Annotated in this window: 16 protein-coding genes; 12 read left to right on the top strand and 4 right to left on the bottom strand. The window is 53.7% G+C overall.

What is annotated here, in order from left to right; genetic code table 11:
* Positions 1–26 precede the first annotated feature (26 nt).
* Positions 27–1,106 carry a tRNA pseudouridine(65) synthase TruC gene (truC, locus tag Q0796_RS04140; protein WP_363322302.1) on the top strand — a complete coding sequence of 360 codons (1,080 nt, stop codon included), beginning with the start codon at positions 27–29 and terminating at the stop codon, positions 1,104–1,106.
* On the opposite strand, the gene Q0796_RS04135 is transcribed toward truC, so the two are convergent.
* Positions 1,103–1,231, bottom strand: a complete 129-nt coding sequence (locus Q0796_RS04135) for a hypothetical protein (RefSeq protein WP_298440511.1) — start codon at positions 1,229–1,231, stop codon at positions 1,103–1,105. The two genes, truC and Q0796_RS04135, sit on opposite strands and share 4 nt — an antisense overlap.
* A gap of 91 nt (positions 1,232–1,322) precedes the next feature.
* Here Q0796_RS04135 and Q0796_RS04130 point away from each other — a divergent pair, with 91 nt between their 5' ends.
* From Q0796_RS04130 to Q0796_RS04120, 3 genes are all read left to right on the top strand, one after another.
* Positions 1,323–1,784: a flavodoxin gene (locus Q0796_RS04130; RefSeq protein WP_298440509.1), complete on the top strand. Its 462-nt coding sequence runs from the start codon at positions 1,323–1,325 to the stop codon at positions 1,782–1,784.
* 2 nt (positions 1,785–1,786) lie between these two features.
* The gene (locus tag Q0796_RS04125) at positions 1,787–3,205 is read left to right on the top strand and encodes a PTS transporter subunit EIIC (protein ID WP_298440507.1); all 1,419 of its coding nucleotides are present in this window, start codon (positions 1,787–1,789) and stop codon (positions 3,203–3,205) included.
* 183 nt (positions 3,206–3,388) lie between these two features.
* Positions 3,389–5,173, top strand: a complete 1,785-nt coding sequence (locus tag Q0796_RS04120) for an acyl-CoA dehydrogenase C-terminal domain-containing protein (protein WP_298440505.1) — start codon at positions 3,389–3,391, stop codon at positions 5,171–5,173.
* A gap of 66 nt (positions 5,174–5,239) precedes the next feature.
* Here Q0796_RS04120 and dapD read toward each other — a convergent pair whose 3' ends face one another.
* From dapD to map, 3 genes are read right to left on the bottom strand one after another with little or no spacing between them, the layout of a single operon-like run.
* Positions 5,240–6,073 carry a 2,3,4,5-tetrahydropyridine-2,6-dicarboxylate N-succinyltransferase gene (dapD, locus tag Q0796_RS04115; RefSeq protein ID WP_298440504.1) on the bottom strand — a complete coding sequence of 278 codons (834 nt, stop codon included), beginning with the start codon at positions 6,071–6,073 and terminating at the stop codon, positions 5,240–5,242.
* 9 nt (positions 6,074–6,082) lie between these two features.
* Entirely contained in the window at positions 6,083–8,668 is a 2,586-nt protein-coding gene (gene glnD / locus Q0796_RS04110; RefSeq protein ID WP_298440502.1) for a [protein-PII] uridylyltransferase, read from the bottom strand.
* Between the two features lie 21 nt (positions 8,669–8,689).
* Positions 8,690–9,484, bottom strand: coding sequence for a type I methionyl aminopeptidase (map, locus tag Q0796_RS04105; RefSeq protein WP_298440500.1), 795 nt, complete (start codon positions 9,482–9,484; stop codon positions 8,690–8,692).
* Positions 9,485–9,768: 284 nt separating this feature from the next.
* Between map and rpsB the strand changes: the two genes are divergently transcribed.
* The 8 genes from rpsB to rseP all read left to right on the top strand — a co-directional run bounded on the left by rpsB (position 9,769) and on the right by rseP (position 17,194).
* Positions 9,769–10,494: a 30S ribosomal protein S2 gene (gene rpsB, locus Q0796_RS04100; RefSeq protein WP_298440498.1), complete on the top strand. Its 726-nt coding sequence runs from the start codon at positions 9,769–9,771 to the stop codon at positions 10,492–10,494.
* 110 nt (positions 10,495–10,604) lie between these two features.
* Positions 10,605–11,477, top strand: coding sequence for a translation elongation factor Ts (tsf, locus tag Q0796_RS04095; RefSeq protein WP_298440496.1), 873 nt, complete (start codon positions 10,605–10,607; stop codon positions 11,475–11,477).
* Between the two features lie 125 nt (positions 11,478–11,602).
* On the top strand, positions 11,603–12,325 hold the full coding sequence (gene pyrH, locus Q0796_RS04090; RefSeq protein ID WP_298440495.1) for a UMP kinase: 723 nt from the start codon (positions 11,603–11,605) through the stop codon (positions 12,323–12,325).
* Positions 12,326–12,357: 32 nt separating this feature from the next.
* Complete coding sequence (frr, locus tag Q0796_RS04085) at positions 12,358–12,915, top strand: ribosome recycling factor (protein WP_298440494.1); 558 nt, start codon at positions 12,358–12,360, stop codon at positions 12,913–12,915.
* A gap of 90 nt (positions 12,916–13,005) precedes the next feature.
* Complete coding sequence (uppS, locus tag Q0796_RS04080) at positions 13,006–13,758, top strand: polyprenyl diphosphate synthase (RefSeq protein WP_298440492.1); 753 nt, start codon at positions 13,006–13,008, stop codon at positions 13,756–13,758.
* Between the two features lie 47 nt (positions 13,759–13,805).
* Positions 13,806–14,654 (top strand): phosphatidate cytidylyltransferase, encoded by an 849-nt coding sequence (locus Q0796_RS04075; protein WP_298440490.1) that lies wholly within the window; start codon positions 13,806–13,808, stop codon positions 14,652–14,654.
* A 3-nt stretch (positions 14,655–14,657) separates the two neighbouring features.
* A complete protein-coding gene (ispC, locus tag Q0796_RS04070) occupies positions 14,658–15,848 on the top strand; it encodes a 1-deoxy-D-xylulose-5-phosphate reductoisomerase (RefSeq protein WP_298440488.1) in 1,191 nt (396 codons plus the stop codon).
* Positions 15,848–17,194 carry a sigma E protease regulator RseP gene (rseP, locus tag Q0796_RS04065; protein WP_298440486.1) on the top strand — a complete coding sequence of 449 codons (1,347 nt, stop codon included), beginning with the start codon at positions 15,848–15,850 and terminating at the stop codon, positions 17,192–17,194. The genes ispC and rseP overlap by 1 nt, the downstream gene beginning before the upstream one ends.
* Positions 17,195–17,205: the final 11 nt, after the last annotated feature.

Raw genomic sequence — 17,205 nt, 5'->3', positions numbered from 1 at the left:
TATAGGGGGGAGCTCAGCCAGATGGTATGATCCCGCGCCCAGCTTTTTTCCCGGAGTCTCTTATGCACGATACTGTGCGGATCCGTCTGCTTCTGACGCAGATCCAATCCCAGCTGCAACAACAGCACTTATGGCAACTCAGCCCGCCCAGTGATGAGGCTCTGGCCAGCACCGCCCCTTTTTGTTGCGATACCTTAGGGTTTGAACAATGGCTGCAGTTTGTGCTGCTGCCGCGATTAACTGCGTTGCTGGATAGCGAGGGGACACTGCCAACCAAAGTAGCGATCGCGCCGATGGCCGAAGAGGCGTTTAAGGGGCAACCGCAGTTACAGCCGTTGCTCCACACGATCGCGACGTTGGATGCGGCGCTGAGCATGACGCTGCAACCAACCATTGAAGTGATTTATGAAGACGAACACATCGTGGCAGTGCATAAGCCGTCGGGGCTGTTAGTGCACCGCAGCTGGTTGGCACGCAAAGAGACCGAGTTTGCGATGCAAAAAACCCGAGATACCGTTGGTTGCCATGTGTTTACGGTGCACCGGCTGGATCGGCCAACCTCCGGTGTGCTGCTGTTTGCTAAGTCGTCGGAAGTGGCACGAACCCTAAGCGAGATGTTTGCCAATCATCACGTTGAAAAACGTTACTTGGCCTTGTGCCGAGGCTTTGTGGATGAGGGGGCGGTGTTGGATTACCCGCTGAAAGAGGAGCTGGATAAGATTGCCGACAAATTTGCGGATCAAGATAAAGAACCGCAAGAGGCGATCAGCCGCTATCAGCCGCTACGCCAAGGACAGATGCCGTTTCCGGTGAGCCGGTACCCAAGTGCTCGTTACACCTTGATGGAGCTGGAGCCGATCACCGGCCGTAAGCACCAGTTGCGTCGTCATATGGCTCACCTTCGTCACCCGATTGTGGGGGATACCACCCACGGTTGTCGCCACCAGAATCAGTTGTTTCGGGACCAGTTTGAACTGCAGCGATTGTGGCTGATCTGTAAAAGCATGAGCTTTGACCACCCGGTGACCGGTGAACGTTTGACCATCGAAACGGAACTGGAAGCGGATTGGCAGCAGCCGTTTGCCGCCATGGGCTGGGACGATTAACCCTTAGTAAACGCGACCGAGGCCAACTCTTTCTGTTCGGAAACAAAGAACAGATTACGGCGAACTCGGCGTTTGCTGCCGACTTGGCGGTGAAGTTGACGACGACGAAGGCTGCGTTGCTGCATCTTTTTGTGGCTCCTTTTACGAATGCCGTGATTGCGCCTGCTACGGGGTTACAGTAAGTTGCCCTAAAGAAGTAGCAGAGAAGTTGGATAAATGTCGAAAATTTGTCTTATGGTTGGCTCGGTCTACGGCGGTGCTGATCACGTTGCCGAGCAACTGCAACCGCTGATGCAACAAGCGGGTTTTGCGGTTGAGCGAGTAGAGCAATTGACGGATTCTGGGCTGCGTCAGCTTGATGGCAGCAACCTGTTGGTCATCACTTCCACGACCGGCTCGGGGGATCTACCGGATAATATCGCCCCGCTTTACTACCAGCTGCAACAGCAGTTTCCCTTACTCCCCCAATCGCGTTATGGCGTTATCGCCCTTGGTGATAGCAGCTATGGCGACACCTACTGTGGCGCCGGACATCAATTTGACCAGTTGCTGCAAGAACTTGGGGCCCAGCGTATCGGTTCGGTATTACAGATTGATGCCTGTGAAACCATGGAGCCTGAACAACCTGCGCAACAATGGCTTGCGCCGTGGTTAGCAGAGCTAGCGAGCGCTCAGTAAGGATGCAGGGAACGCTGTTCCACCGTATTCAGCGCATGGGGAAAGCGTTAATGGTGCCGGTTGCAGTGTTGCCGGTTGCTGGCTTGTTGGTTGGGCTTGGCACCAGCCCCATTCCCTATATGCCGCCATTGTTGGGCACTTTATTGCTCAATTGCGGCAGCGCCGTATTTGCTTTATTGCCGCTGATGTTTGCGGTTGCGGTGGCATTAACCTTTAGCCGCCACGATGGCACCGCTGCGTTGGCGGCAGTGATCGGTTACGGCACCAAACTCGCGGCGATGGCTTCACTGGCGCAGCATTACGGGTGGCAAACTCAGCAAGTGCTGGGGTTCGACACCTTGAATACCGGGGTCTTGGGTGGGGTGGTGATCGGCCTGATGACCAGCTGGGTCTATCGTGAATTCCATCAAATTGAACTGCCGGCCATGTTTGCCTTTTTCTCTGGTCGTCGTTTTGTGCCACTGGTGAATGTGCTGGCGGGGATGATGGTGGGCATTGTGATGGCGCTGCTGTGGCCAACGCTGCAGCATCTGTTGGATCAATTTTCGAACTGGGCCATTTATCAGCGGCCAATGTTGGCGTGGGGGCTGTACGGCGCCATTGAACGGTTGCTGATCCCGCTGGGGTTTCACCACATTTGGAACCTGCCGTTTTTCTACGAAGTGGGCCAATACGCGGGCCCGAACGGGCAGATCATCAACGGTGAATTATCACGCTTTCTTGCTGGCGATCCGCAGGCCGGACACCTTGCCGGTGGCTACCTAATTAAGATGTTTGGTCTGCCTGCCGCGGCCTTGGCGATTTGGCGCAGTGCCGATCCGCGCCAACGCCAACAGGCGGGCTCCATTATGCTCTCGGCGGCGATCACCAGTTGGTTTACTGGGGTTACCGAGCCCATTGAGTTTGCCTTTTTGTTTATCTCTCCCAGCCTGTTTTTGGTGCACGCGCTCTTAACCGGCAGTGCTTATGTTGTGGCCATCGCCGTTGATTTGCACATGGGCATGGTGTTCTCCCAAGGGTTTATCGATCTGCTGTTGTACTTTCACTTAGCCGATAATGTGGGCCAACTGCTGTGGCTGGGGCCGCTGTATGGGGTGTTGTATTACGTGGTATTCCGAACGGTGATCGTGCGCTTGAACTTGCCCACGCTTGGGCGCGGCAGCAAGCCGGTGAAGCAAACCAGTACCGAGCACGCAGCGCAAATGCTGCATGCCCTTGGCGGCGCCGACAACATTAAGAATATCGACGCTTGCCTAACGCGACTGCGTTTGGCGCTGCACAAGCCACAATACCTGAACCGAGCGGCATTGATGGCGCTCGGTGCCAAAGGGGTGTTGAGCCACGGCGAAGGGGTGCAGATTGTGTTGGGGCCTCAAGCCGATCGCATCGGCGAACAGTTACGAAAATTGATCCGCAGTTAACTCTTCAGGTTTGAGTCTTTACTTCAAGGTTGGCATCAATGCCACCAGTTTTGGCGTTTTTGGCTGTTTGGTTGCCATTCACGCCATGACAGACTGAGTTTAATAACACTGGTCTGAGCACATCGAGTGTGCCACGCCCTTGGCCCTGCCATTGCGGCTGGATTCATATGGAAGGTGAAAACAATGCAAGATTATAAAGCCCCACAGCGCGATACCCTGTTTGTTATGCAAGAGGTACTGGATTTTCCAAGCCACTACGCCAAGCTCGGATTTGAAGACGCCAGCATGGATATGGTGCAGGCGATCTTTGCAGAGTCAGCCAAATTTGCTGAAAACGTATTGGCGCCGCTGGATGCCATTGGCGATCAAGGCTGTGTGTGGGACAACGGCAAGGTAACCACCCCAGCGGGCTTTAAAGAAGCGTACCAGCAATATGTGGACGGCGGTTGGACTGGCATGACCCACGAGCTTGAGCTTGGTGGGCAAGGCCTGCCTTACTCGTTGGCGGGGATGATGGCGGAGTGGAACTCATCCGCCAACCACGCTTGGTCAATGTACCCAGGGCTGTCGCAAGGCTGCATCGAAACCATTAAAGAGTATGCGCCACAGGCGCTGAAAGACGCCTACCTGCCGAAGCTGATTGGCGGTGAATGGACCGGCACCATGTGCTTAACCGAACCCCATTGTGGCTCCGATCTGGGCATGCTGAAAACCAAAGCCGAGCTGAACGAGGACGGCAGTTACCGTTTAAACGGCACCAAAATCTTCATCTCTGCGGGTGAGCACGATTTGTCGGGCAACATTGTGCACATTGTGATTGCGCGGATTGCTGGAGCGCCGGAAGGCACCAAGGGGATCTCGCTGTTTGTGGTGCCAAAATACAATGTAGACAATAACGGCAACGTGGTTAACCCCAATGGGGTGAGCTGTGGCTCGATTGAACACAAGATGGGGATCAACGGCTCGGCCACCTGCGTCATCAACTTTGACGACGCCAAAGGCTTTTTGATTGGCGAGGCCAACCGTGGTTTGAACGCGATGTTCACCTTTATGAATGTGGCGCGCATTGGCGTTGGGGTGGAAGGTTTAGCGGCTTCGGAAGCGGCTTATCAAGGTTCATTGCGTTACGCCAAAGAGAGGCTGCAGTTTCGGGCGATGGATGGGGTCAAGAATCCTCAAGGCCCCGCCGATCCAATCATCAACCACCCCGATGTGCGCCGAATGCTGCTGACCCAAAAAGCATTGGCTGAAGGTGGCCGAGCACTAACGCTATATTGCATGCAGCTGGCGGACAAAACCCTTTATGCTGAAGGCCCTGAGCGTGAGGCCGCTGACGCGAAATTGGCGTTATTGACCCCGATCTTAAAAGCCTTCATGACCGAAACCGCACAAGAGTCCACCAGTTACGGCATTCAAGTGTATGGTGGCCACGGTTACGTTAAAGAGTGGGGCATGGAGCAGCTGGCGCGCGACACGCGGATCTGCACGTTGTACGAAGGCACCACGGGGATCCAAGGCTTGGATCTGCTGGGGCGTAAAGTGTTGGGGTCGAAAGGTAAGCTGCTGCAACTGGTGGGGCAGGATCTGCATGGGATCTGTGCATCCGCTAAGCAGGTGGCCAGCCTCAGCGATTACGCTAAGCAGCTAGAAAAGCACTTGGGTGAATTACACAACTTAACCATGGCGGTGGCAGACAAAGCCAGCACCAACCCACTGGAAGTGGGCGCAGCATCGGTGGATTACCTGATGTACAGCGGTTACGTGGTGATGGGCCATTTCTGGTTGCAGATCGCTCAGGTGGCGCAAGCGAAGCTGGATAGCGGTACCGATGAAGAAGCCTTTTATCAAGCTAAGCTGCATACTGCCAAGTTCTATTTCGAGCGTTTACTGCCGCGCACCAAAGCCCATAAAGCGGGGATCCTGGCCGGTGCCGATAACTTGATGGCGATGCCAACCGAGCTGTTCTAAGGCGCAAGTGCCACAAAAAAGCCCTTACCGCTAAGCAGTAAGGGCTTTTTTTAGTAGGCGCATGAATTAAGCGCTGGCTTCTGCGCTGCGCAGCAGTTCGTTGATGCCCACTTTAGAGCGGGTTTTTGCGTCTACTTTCTTCACGATAACGGCAGCGTAGAGGCTGTAGGTGCCGCATTTAGACGGCAAGCTACCAGAGACAACCACAGAGCCCGCTGGCACACGACCGTATGAGACTTCGCCGGTTTCGCGATCGAAAATCCGCGTGGATTGGCCGATAAATACGCCCATCGAAATGACCGATCCTTCTTCAACAATCACCCCTTCGACCACTTCAGAGCGAGCACCGATGAAGCAGTTGTCCTCAATGATGGTTGGGCTGGCTTGCAGCGGCTCAAGTACGCCGCCAATGCCAACGCCACCAGACAGGTGCACGTTTTTGCCGATCTGAGCACAAGAACCCACAGTGGCCCAAGTATCAACCATGGTGCCTGAATCTACGTAGGCACCAATATTTACGTAAGATGGCATCAGCACGGTGTTGCCTGCGATGAAGGCACCTTGGCGCACGGTTGCTGGCGGCACAACGCGCATGCCCTCTTTGATGAAGCGGGCTTCATCGTAATCCGCAAACTTCAGCGGTACCTTGTCGTAGTAGTTGGTGTCGTTGCCTGGGATAACTTGGTTATCAAACAAGCGAAACGACAACAGCACGGCTTTCTTGAGCCACTCGTTGACGACCCATTGGCCCTCTTTCTTCTCGGCCACACGGGCTTCACCGCTGTCCAGCATCGCTAGAGCTTGTTTGACGTCAGCAGCCAGTTCAGCGGGGGCGTTGGCTGGGGTCAGCTCGGCACGGCGTTCAAAAGCCGTTTCAATGCGGTTTTGCAGTTCAGTCATCGGTTACTCCTAATTGGGTGTGTCATCTGGATTGAGTGCCTCAATGAGGCTTTGGCGCAAGCGCTCTTGCGTTGCGCTGCATAAGGGTTGCCCAGACGGACTGGCAAGCTGGAAGAAATCTTCCGCTTTTTCCCCTACGGTGGTGATTTTGGCGGCTTTTACGACCACGTCACAATGGTCGAACACTGCGCCAATTTGCGCTAAAAGTCCCGGTTGGTCGAGCGTGATCAGCTCAATCATGCTGCGGTTCTTACGTTTGCTGCTTAAAAATGTGACCCGAGTCGGCACTTTAAAGGAGCGTAAGCGCCGTGGCAGTCGTCGCTTAATGTGCTTGGGGGTTTGTTCTCGGCGCAGGGTTTGCAGCATGCTTTTACGAATGCTGGCGATCCGCGATGGGTTTTGCACTGGGGTGCCATCTTCCTCGAGGATCATGAAGCTGTCTAGGGCGAAGCCGTCTTTGCTGGTAAAGATCTGTGCGTCGTGCACCAACACTCGCTTGCTGTCTAGCACCGTCATAATGCGAGTGAATACCCCTTGGCTGTCGGGAGCGTGCACAAACAATTCGGTGCCGCCACGGCTGGGATCAATGCTCATCTCCACCAGGTAATCCGGCTTGCTTTGGTTAAGCAGGTGCTCGCTTTGCAGTTGGATCTGCTGCGGGGTGAAACGCAAAAAGTAGTCGGCATTAAAGCGCTGCCACAATTGATCGATGGCCAGATTGTCGTAGCCTTGCCGCTGCAGCTGATTGCGAGTTTTCGATTGGTTTTCTCGAATGTGGCTGCGGCTATCCACCGGCAGTGACATGCCCACGTTTAATCGATCTCGGGTGGCGTGGTAGAGCTGGCGCAGCAGTGAGCCCTTCCAGTTGTTCCAGAGGGTGTTATTGGTGGCGCAGATATCGGCGACAGTGAGGCAATAGAGGTAGGACAATTGATTTTGATCTTTGACCCGTTGGGCAAAGGCATCAATGACATCGGGATCGGTAATGTCGCGGCGCTGTGCGGTAACCGACATCGCTAAGTGGTGTTGCACCAGCCACGCCACCAACCGACCGTCGTGTTCGTTCATGTTGTGCTGCTGACAGAAACGGCGGGCTTCTTCGGCGCCAATGTCACTGTGATCCCCACCTCGACCTTTGCCGATGTCATGGAAAATCGCCGCCAACACAAGCAGCCCTTTTTTCGGCAGCTGCTCGATCAGCACACTGCCAAGGGGGAAGATCTCTTTATGATCGGGATCGGCAAAGCGCTGTATAAACTGCAGCAAACGGTGGGTGTGCTCATCAACGGTGTAGGCGTGAAACAGATCAAACTGCATCTGGCCAACGATGTGCTGCCACGGTTTGAGGTAGGCTCCCATGATCCCGTGACGGTGCATGAGCGACAACGCCTTGATGCCGTCTTTGTGGCGCAAAATGTCCATAAACAGTTTGCGGTTGCCCTCTTCCTCGGCCAACGGTTGCTTTAGCTTGCGGCGGGCATTACGCAAAATGCGCAGGGTCGAGGCCGATACCGTATCAATTTCGTTATGTTGGGCTAAGGTCACGAACAGTTTGAGCATGTTGCCGGGCTCGGCAAACACATCATTGCGGCGGGCTTCAATGTAGTGGCCACGCTGATAAAACAGATCGCAAATCGGGGTCGGGCTGGGTAGGGCTTTGTCCCCCAAGGTTTGCCGGAACAGCAGCAACAGCATCTGGTTGAGCTCGCGCACCGCTCGCACGGTGCGATAGAAGCGTTTCATGAGCTGTTCTACCGCCGCCAGCTGAGCGCCGTCGCGGTAGCCCATCAGCGAGGCGACCTCTTTTTGAAAATCGAACAGCAGCCGATCTTCGGCCCGACCGGCAACGTGGTGCAGGGCAAAGCGCAGCTTCCACAAAAACACTCGGCAAGCGTTAAGCTCTTCCAGTTCTTCGGGGGTGAGGTAACGGTGGCTAACCAGTTCGGCTAAGCAGGTGGCGTTAAAGTGGCGCAGCGCAACCCAGGTGACGGTTTGCAGATCCCGTAAGCCGCCAGGGCAGGATTTTAAATTAGGCTCTAAGTCAAACGGAGTGCTTTTGCTGTGGCGCTCTTTTTGCTCGTCGAATTTGGCTTTAAAAAACGCCGACGAGGGCCAAAATTGAGGGTCTTCTAAGGCAGACGTTAACTGTTGATACAGCCCCAGCTCGCCGCACACTGGCCGAGATTCCAGTAAGTTGGTGGCGATGGTGACGTCGTCGCTGGCTTGGCACAGGGTCTCGTTGACCGAGCGCACGCTGTGGCCAATCTCTAACTTGGCGTCCCACAGGGCGGTTAAAAACTGCCCCAGCCCTTGTTCTTGTTCGGCACAGATGCTGTCTTGAGTCAGGATCAGCAGATCAATATCAGAGCGTGGGTGCAGTTCGCCGCGGCCATAACCACCCACGGCAACCAAAGTCAGCGGAAACCGTTCTAGCTGACAGTGCTGCCACAGTTGCTGCAGCTGTTGATCGATGGCAACCGCGCGTTCAGCCAGTAACAGCCCGATCGGTTGGCCTTGGTTAAACTGCAGCAGCTGCTGCTGATCCAAGGCCTCGGCGGCGGCGCGATAGCTGCTGATTAGTTCGCGGTTGTTCATCCTTAAACTCGCTTCTTACGCTTAGCTGTGGCTGATAATGCGAGGCAGCAAATCGGCTTCTTCTTCACGCCAGGTTAGCACTTCACAGCCGTTGTCGGTGACCAGCAGTGTGTGCTCGAACTGAGCGGAAGGCTGACCATCTTTGGTGGTGGCGGTCCAACCGTCTTTCTTGCTGACCTTACAGCGGTAATCACCGGCGTTGATCATCGGCTCGATGGTGAAAATCATGCCGCTTTTCAGTGCGACCCGCGCTTTGTTTTTGTAGTGCACAATTTGCGGCTCTTCGTGGAAGCCTTCGCCGATGCCGTGGCCACAAAAATCACGCACCACCGAGAACCCTTCACTTTCAGCAATCGGCTGAATGGTGGCGCCAATGTCGCTTAAACAGGCACCAGGCTTGATCTGTTTAATGGCGGCGTACAGCGACTGCTGCGTAACCTCGACCAGCTTTTTATTGCGAGGGGTGGCTTGGCCAACAATAAACATCTTGGAGGTATCGCCGTGGTAACCATCTTTGATCACGGTGATGTCGATGTTAACGATGTCGCCATCTTTCAGTTTTTTGTGGCCAGGAATGCCGTGGCAAACCACTTCATTGATGGAGATGCAGGTGGATTTTGGAAAGCCGTGGTAGTTCAGTGGCGCAGGGATCGCCTGCTGCTCTTTGGTGATGTGATCATGACAGATTTGGTTTAACGCCTCGGTCGTAACCCCTTTTTGTACGTGGGGGCCAATCATATCCAGCACCTCGGCGGCCAAACGGCCGGCTACACGCATCTTTTCGATCTGTTCAGGGGTCTTGATGACAATACTCATTGGTCTACTCTTTATTTCAGCGTTTGTTGGTCTATTTTGACGCGCACAGATTGAGCTTCGCGTTCCAGTGTGGTACTTTCCGCGCCGACTGTTTGCTCAGTTCAACCGTTGGCGTTTTCGCTAACGCTGTAGTTGGGCTTAAAGGCGGTCATTATATATTTAATTTGAAACTATAAACCACACACGTACCGACACATAGTTCGGGGTGCTTTCGGCTCGTTAATGGGTATGCGGGAGTCGGACTATGGAGTACGTGGAGGCTTAACCCCATACAGAGGTAAATCATGGCTACTGTTTCCATGCGCGACATGCTGAAAGCTGGTGTTCACTTTGGTCACCAGACCCGTTACTGGAACCCTAAGATGAAGCCTTTCATCTTCGGCGCTCGTAACAAAGTACACATCATCAACTTGGAGCACACTGTTCCAATGATGAACGAAGCTCTGGCTTTCATCCAGAACATCGCATCTAAGAACGGTAAAGTTCTGTTTGTAGGTACCAAGCGCGCTGCTGGTCCTGCTGTTAAAGAAGCTGCTCAGTCTTGTGACCAGTACTTCGTTGACAACCGCTGGTTGGGCGGCATGCTGACCAACTGGAAAACCGTTCGTCAGTCCATCAAGCGTCTGAAAGATCTGGAAGCACAGTCTCAAGACGGTACTTTCGAGAAGCTGACCAAGAAAGAAGCTCTGATGCGTACTCGCGAAATGGCTAAACTGGACAAGTCTTTGGGCGGTATCAAAGACATGGGCGGTCTGCCAGACGTTATGTTCGTAATCGGTGCTGACCACGAACACATCGCTATCAAAGAAGCAAACAACCTGGGTATCCCAGTTGTTGCTATCGTTGATACCAACACCAACCCAGATGGTGTTGATTACATCGTTCCTGCTAACGATGATGCGATCCGTGCTATCCAGCTGTACACCGGCGCTGTTGCTCAAACCGTTCGTGACGGTCGCAACCAAGACGTAGTAGTACAAGCTGAAGACGGTTTCGTAGAAGCTGAATAATTTGTTGGAAGGGTTATCCTTCCCTCAAGTGACCAAGTTTGTATTGGTTTAAACGGGGGCCTATGGCCCCTGTTTTCTAAGTTAAGACTCCTGTCTAGAGGAATATGACAATGGCAGTTACTGCTGCTCTGGTAAAAGAGCTTCGTGAGCGCACTGGCGCTGGCATGATGGATTGTAAGAAAGCGTTGGTTGCTACCGACGGTAACATCGAGCAAGCCATCGAAGATATGCGTAAGTCTGGTCTGGCAAAGGCAGCTAAAAAAGCTGGCCGTGTTGCTGCAGAAGGCACCATCATCATCAAGCAAGACAGCGGCAAAGCTGTCATGCTGGAAGTAAACTGCGAAACTGATTTCGTAGCGATGGACGCATCTTTCAACGCTATGGCGAACGGCATTGCTGATATCGCTCTGGCGAACAACATCACCGACATCGAAGTACTGAAAGCGGCTGAAATGAACGGTTCTACCGTTGATGTCGTTCGTGCTGAGCTGGTAGCTAAAATCGGCGAAAACATGACTGTACGTCGTGTTCAAATCGTTGATGGCGACAACCTGGGTGCTTACATCCACGGTCGTAAAATCGGTGTTGTTGCAGTACTGAACGGCGGCGACGCTGAGCTGGCTAAAGACATCGCAATGCACGTTGCAGCTGCTTCCCCGCAGTTTGTTAAGCCAGAAGACGTATCTGAAGACGTTGTTGCTAAAGAGCGCGAAATCCAAGTAGAAATCGCAATCAACTCTGGCAAGCCTAAAGAGATCGCTGAGAAGATGGTTGAAGGCCGTATGCGTAAGTTTACCGGTGAAGTATCACTGACCGGTCAGCCTTTCGTTAAGGATCCTTCTAAGACCGTTGGTCAACTGCTGAAAGAAAAAGGTGCTGACGTAGTAACCTTCGTTCGTTTAGAAGTTGGCGAAGGCATCGAGAAGAACGACGTAGATTTCGCTGCTGAAGTTGCTGCTCAAGTAGCTGCTGCTAAGCAATAATCTCACTCGCTTCGAGTAATTAAGACCGCGGTACTTTACTGCGGTCTTTCTATACCATTAGCCTTAAGTTATTGCCTGCGAATGCAGTGAATTATGGCCAGTGGTATCCAATCAGGAATGAATATATGAGCACCAATCCAAAACCTGCCTACCGTCGTATTTTGTTGAAACTGAGCGGCGAAGCCCTGATGGGTGAAGAGGGCTTCGGCATCGATTCCAAAGTATTGGATCGCATGGCACAAGAGATTAAAGAGCTGGTAGAACTTGGTGTCCAAGTTGGTTTAGTGATTGGCGGCGGTAACCTGTTCCGCGGTGAAGGGTTGGCCAAAGCGGGCATGAACCGCGTTGTGGGCGACCACATGGGCATGTTGGCGACCGTAATGAACGGCTTGGCGATGCGTGATGCCCTGCACCGGGCTTACGTTAACGCCCGGTTGATGTCGGCCATTCCACTGAACGGTGTGTGTGACAACTACCAATGGGCTGAAGCCATCAGCTTGCTGAAATCTGGCCGCGTAGTGATCTTCTCTGCTGGTACGGGCAACCCATTTTTCACCACCGATTCCGCTGCGTGTTTGCGTGGCGTCGAAATTGAAGCCGATATCGTGCTAAAAGCCACCAAGGTGGACGGCGTTTATACTGACGATCCAGTGAAAAACCCTGAAGCCGTGAAGTATGATAAGCTCAGCTACAACGAAGTTTTGGACAAAGAATTGAAAGTGATGGACCTGTCGGCCTTCACTTTGGCTCGTGACCATCAACTTCCAATTAAAGTCTTCAATATGAATGAAGCCGGTGCATTGCGTCGCGTGGTGATGGGTGAAGCCATCGGCACTCTGATCAACTAAGCCGATTTAGTTAGCAAATAGGAAGTAATCCCGTGATTGACGAGATCAAACAAGATGCGCAAGAGCGCATGGCGAAAAGCGTAGATGCCACTCGCAACCAGTTTTCTAAAATCCGTACCGGCCGTGCTCACCCAAGCCTGCTGAACGGCATCACCGTTTCCTACTACGGCGCGGAAACGCCGTTGAATCAGGTTGGTAACGTGACCACAGAAGACTCTCGCACTCTGGCGGTAACCGTATTTGACCGCTCGATGATTCAAGCCGTTGAAAAAGCGATCATGGCATCGGATCTGGGGTTGAACCCATCCTCTGCCGGCGCGGTACTGCGTATCCCACTGCCAGCACTGACTGAAGAGCGTCGTAAAGACCTCGTTAAAGTGGTTCGTGGCGAAGCAGAAGCGGGTCGCGTTGCTATCCGCAACATCCGTCGTGATGCTAACGGTGACATCAAAGGTCTGGAAAAAGAGAAAGAGATCTCTGAAGACGATGCGCGCCGTGGCGAAGATGAAATTCAGAAGCTGACCGACAAATTTGTTAAAGAGATCGAAGTGATCTTGGGCGACAAAGAAAAAGAGCTGATGGAAGTCTAAGCAATCGCGTGTGGTTGATTAGAAAAAACGCCGTGTAGGAGTATACTACACGGCGTTTGTGTATTTACGTTGGTTGCGGAACCCCATTTCATGTCTGAATCTTTCTCACCGCCTTATTTAGGCACTAAGCCTCGCCACATTGCTATCATCATGGATGGAAACGGCCGTTGGGCTGAAGCGCAGGGGCAGCCTCGAGTGATAGGGCATCGTGCTGGTGTTAAATCAGTGCGTGAAGTGGTGCGGATCTGCCGCGAACAAAACGTTGAAGCGTTAACCTTATTCGCTTTCTCCAGTGAGAACTGGTCACGACCAGCACGAGAGGTGCAGTTGCTGATGCGACTGTTTATGACCGTCTTGCGCCGTGAGATTAAGTTGTTGAAGCAGAGCAACGTGCGCCTGCGAATTGTGGGTGACATCAGCGCCTTTGACGACAAGCTGCAGCAGCGGATCCGCGATGCTGAACGGATGACCGCAGAATGCGATGGGTTGATGCTGAATGTTGCAGCCAACTACGGCGGTCGCTGGGATATCGCCAATGCTGCACAGCAGATGTGCAAGTTGGTGCAACAAGGGGAGCTGAGCATTGACCAAGTCAACGAACAAACCATGCACCGTTTCCTCTCTTTAGCGTCTCAGCCTGAAGTCGATCTGTTGATCCGTACCGGAGGCGAGCAACGCATCAGCAACTTCCTTTTGTGGCAATGCGCTTACGCCGAACTGTTTTTTTCTGACGTGTTATGGCCTGACTTTGCCGACACCGCCATGGCCGAGGCACTGGAATGTTTTGCCAGTCGTCAGCGCCGTTTTGGTTTAACCGGTGATCAAGTTGCGAACCCAAGCTAAGCGCTTCGGCTCGACCCTTCCATCAAATAATTACAATCGAGGTTCGTTTGCTTAAGCAACGTGTGTTAACTGCTTTGATGTTGCTGCCATTAGCCGTGGCAGCCATTTTTATGCTGCCTTTGCAGCAATTTGCCATTGTGATTGCCATTGTCATGGCCTTGGCTGGCCGCGAATGGGGCGCCTTTGTGTTGCCTGGCGTGGCACCGGCAAAATTGGTTTTTGGTGCGGCCATTGCGGCCATTTTGGCGGCACTGATGTTTTTTGTGCCGCTGGAGTCCTTGTGGCTCGACGGCCAGCTGAATTCGGTTTACCAAGGCATCACCATCGCCGGCGCCCTGTGGTGGTTAGTGGCGTTGGGGTTAGTCCTTACCTTCCCGCGCAGCAGCACGTTGTGGCAGCCTAACGCCATGTTGAAGTCGCTCTTTGGCCAACTGACCATTTTGCCGTGTTTTACCGCGATGGTGGCCTTAAAAGGCTGGGTCGGCGACTTTGATGGGGCTTGGCTTGTACTGGCGGTACTGCTGTTGGTTTGGGGGGCTGATACCGGGGCCTACTTTGTTGGTAAGGCCATAGGCAAAAACAAACTGATCCCACGGGTGAGCCCAGGCAAAACCCGCGAAGGGTTGGCCGGTGGCATGCTGGTGTGCGCGCTGTTGAGCTTGGTCGCGTGGCAAATGGTGCCAAACATCAACGCAGTTGAAGCGATTGTGCTGGGCATGGTAACCGGCTTAGCGTCGGCGCTTGGGGATCTTTCCGAAAGCATGTTTAAGCGCGCGGCCAAGATCAAAGACAGTGGTCGCTTATTGCCGGGTCATGGTGGGGTGCTGGATCGCATCGACAGCGTGACTGCGGCGATGCCGGTGTTTGTTACCTTACTGCTGTTGTTCGGAGCCTAAACCATGCAAAACCTCGCCATCTTTGGCGCTACCGGCTCTATCGGTAGCAGCACCCTAGACGTAGTGCGCCGCCATCCAGAGCAATACAACGTCTTTGCCCTGACAGCGAACAGCAATGCTGCCGCAATGGCGAAGCTGTGTTTAGAGTTTCAGCCGCAGGTGGCGGTGTTGGTGGATCCGGTTGCCGCCCAAACTCTGCAGCAGCTACTGGCGGGGAAGTCCTCGACCGAAGTGCTGGCTGGCGCACCGGCGTTGGTGGATGTCGCTGAGCGCAGTGAAGTGGATACCATCATGGCCGCCATCGTTGGTGCGGCGGGGCTAGCGTCCACCATGGCGGCGGTGAAGCAAGGCAAACGCATCTTGTTGGCTAATAAAGAAGCGCTGGTGGTGTCTGGGCGGATCTTTATGGACGAAGTGAAGCGTTCTGGCGCCACGTTGCTGCCGGTGGATAGCGAACACAACGCCATTTTCCAAAGTTTGCCGCTGGAGGTTCAGGGTAACTTAGGCCATTGCGATTTAGCCGCTGCAGGGATCTCACACTTGCTATTGACCGGCTCCGGAGGCCCATTCCGCACGCGGCCGCTGGATCAGTTTGCCGAGATTACCCCCGAGCAAGCTTGTGCCCACCCAAACTGGAGCATGGGCCGTAAAATCTCAGTGGATTCAGCCACGATGATGAACAAAGGCTTAGAGTACGTAGAGGCACGTTGGTTGTTTAACGCCAGTGCCGAGCAGATCCAAGTGGTTGTTCACCCGCAAAGCGTTATCCATTCCATGGTGCAGTACAAAGACGGTTCGGTTTTAGCGCAGCTAGGCCAGCCCGATATGCGCACTCCGATCGCGCACTCCATGGCTTACCCCGAGCGTATTGGCGCTGGGGTGGAACCTTTGGATTTCTTCAAGGTCGGACAATTAACCTTTGAGCAACCTGACTTTAAGCGCTACCCCTGCTTACAGCTAGCGATGGAAGCGTGTCAACAAGGGCAAGAAGCCACCACGGTGCTCAATGCCGCAAACGAACAAGCCGTTGATGCTTTTCTTGATGGAAATCTGGGTTTTAGTGACATTGCTCGCGTAAACCGTTACTGTCTTGAGCGCGTCGATTTGGCTGCACGCCATAGCCTAGAAGGCTTGGCACAACTGGACTGCGAGACTCGCCGCGTTGCGGCAGAATGGATCAAACGAGGACGTTAATGCTGGAGTTTTTGTGGAATGCGGGCGCGTTTATCGTTGCCATCGGACTCCTGATCACCATCCATGAATTTGGTCACTTCTATGTTGCCCGCCGGTGCGGAGTCAAAGTAGAACGCTTCTCCATCGGCTTTGGTAAACCGTTGTGGCAGAAGGTGGGTCAAGACGGCACCGAATACGTGATCGCGCTTATTCCCCTTGGGGGCTACGTGCGCATGCTGGATGGCCGCGTGACCGAGGTTGCTCCAGAACAGCAACACCAAGCGTTTGATCGCAAGCCCGTTGGCCAGCGCATGGCCATTGTGGCCGCCGGCCCCTTAGCAAACTTCGCGTTGGCGTTTGTGCTGTGGTTTGGCCAATACCTGCTGGGTGTGCCCTCAATTAAGCCGGTGCTGACCACCCCTACCGTGAATTCCATCGCCGCCCAAGCGCAGCTGCCAAACAGCGGCATTGTGACCGCTGTTGCCGGCAAAACGGTGCAGGATTGGGAATCGTTCAATATCGCTTTGGCTGCCCAAATCGGCGCGGATCAATTCAGCATCAGCATTGATAGCGATGGCCGCGAACAGCAATACCAACTGAATACCCGCCAGTGGCAAGTAAACCCAGAAACCGAGGCGTTAACAACCAGCCTTGGCATCAATCTGTGGGTACCGAAAATCATCGCCACCTTAGCCTTTGTGGATGAGCAAGGCGCCGCCTTTGCTGGCGGCATTCGCCAAGGGGATCGACTGACTCATCTCAATGGTGCCGCCATTGATGATTGGCAAGCCTTTGTGGCTGTGGTTGCCAGAAGTGCGGAACAACCACTTGAATTTGATGTCGAAAGAAACGGCGCGCGGTTGCGCGTTACCGTGGTGCCTAAAGGTACCTTGGTGGATGGCAAGGTCGTGGGCAAAATTGGGGTTGCCCCAACACGCCAACCTTGGCCAGAGTCCTACAAGATCACCCAGCAGTTTGGGGTAGGTGGGGCACTGGTTAAAGCAGCGCAGCAAACTTGGGATTTCTCAGTACTTACGCTGTCGACATTTGCAAAACTGTTCACTGGCGATCTGTCGCTGAACAATTTGGGCGGGCCTATTGCCATCGCTCAGGGGGCTGGCTCGAGTGCCGGCGTGGGGTTGGTCTATTTTCTTGGGTTCTTAGCGGTACTGTCCGTAAACCTGGGGATCATAAACCTGTTCCCACTGCCAGTGCTTGATGGGGGCCATTTACTTTATTACTTTATAGAACTTTTCTCCGGCAAGCCGGTACCTGAGAAGGTACAAGAGATAGGCTTTCGGATAGGCTCGGCGCTGCTGCTGTTGTTAATGACATTCGCCATTGTCAACGACGTTGCCCGACTATAGGGACTTAGGAA

It is taken from the genome of uncultured Ferrimonas sp. (assembly GCF_947489035.1).
Classification (GTDB): Bacteria; Pseudomonadota; Gammaproteobacteria; order Enterobacterales; family Shewanellaceae; genus Ferrimonas.
Note: the sequence above shows the minus strand (reverse complement) of the source record. Positions and strands in the feature narration are given on the sequence as shown.

What these genes read in the sequence shown, in the direction of transcription:
- truC (WP_363322302.1), top strand. Translation starts at nt 27, where the DNA reads ATGATCCCGCGCCCAGCTTTTTTCCCGGAGTCTCTTATGCACGATACT.
- Q0796_RS04135 (WP_298440511.1), bottom strand. Translation starts at nt 1,231, where the DNA reads ATGCAGCAACGCAGCCTTCGTCGTCGTCAACTTCACCGCCAAGTCGGC.
- Q0796_RS04130 (WP_298440509.1), top strand. Translation starts at nt 1,323, where the DNA reads ATGTCGAAAATTTGTCTTATGGTTGGCTCGGTCTACGGCGGTGCTGAT.
- Q0796_RS04125 (WP_298440507.1), top strand. Translation starts at nt 1,787, where the DNA reads ATGCAGGGAACGCTGTTCCACCGTATTCAGCGCATGGGGAAAGCGTTA.
- Q0796_RS04120 (WP_298440505.1), top strand. Translation starts at nt 3,389, where the DNA reads ATGCAAGATTATAAAGCCCCACAGCGCGATACCCTGTTTGTTATGCAA.
- dapD (WP_298440504.1), bottom strand. Translation starts at nt 6,073, where the DNA reads ATGACTGAACTGCAAAACCGCATTGAAACGGCTTTTGAACGCCGTGCC.
- glnD (WP_298440502.1), bottom strand. Translation starts at nt 8,668, where the DNA reads ATGAACAACCGCGAACTAATCAGCAGCTATCGCGCCGCCGCCGAGGCC.
- map (WP_298440500.1), bottom strand. Translation starts at nt 9,484, where the DNA reads ATGAGTATTGTCATCAAGACCCCTGAACAGATCGAAAAGATGCGTGTA.
- rpsB (WP_298440498.1), top strand. Translation starts at nt 9,769, where the DNA reads ATGGCTACTGTTTCCATGCGCGACATGCTGAAAGCTGGTGTTCACTTT.
- tsf (WP_298440496.1), top strand. Translation starts at nt 10,605, where the DNA reads ATGGCAGTTACTGCTGCTCTGGTAAAAGAGCTTCGTGAGCGCACTGGC.
- pyrH (WP_298440495.1), top strand. Translation starts at nt 11,603, where the DNA reads ATGAGCACCAATCCAAAACCTGCCTACCGTCGTATTTTGTTGAAACTG.
- uppS (WP_298440492.1), top strand. Translation starts at nt 13,006, where the DNA reads ATGTCTGAATCTTTCTCACCGCCTTATTTAGGCACTAAGCCTCGCCAC.
- ispC (WP_298440488.1), top strand. Translation starts at nt 14,658, where the DNA reads ATGCAAAACCTCGCCATCTTTGGCGCTACCGGCTCTATCGGTAGCAGC.
- rseP (WP_298440486.1), top strand. Translation starts at nt 15,848, where the DNA reads ATGCTGGAGTTTTTGTGGAATGCGGGCGCGTTTATCGTTGCCATCGGA.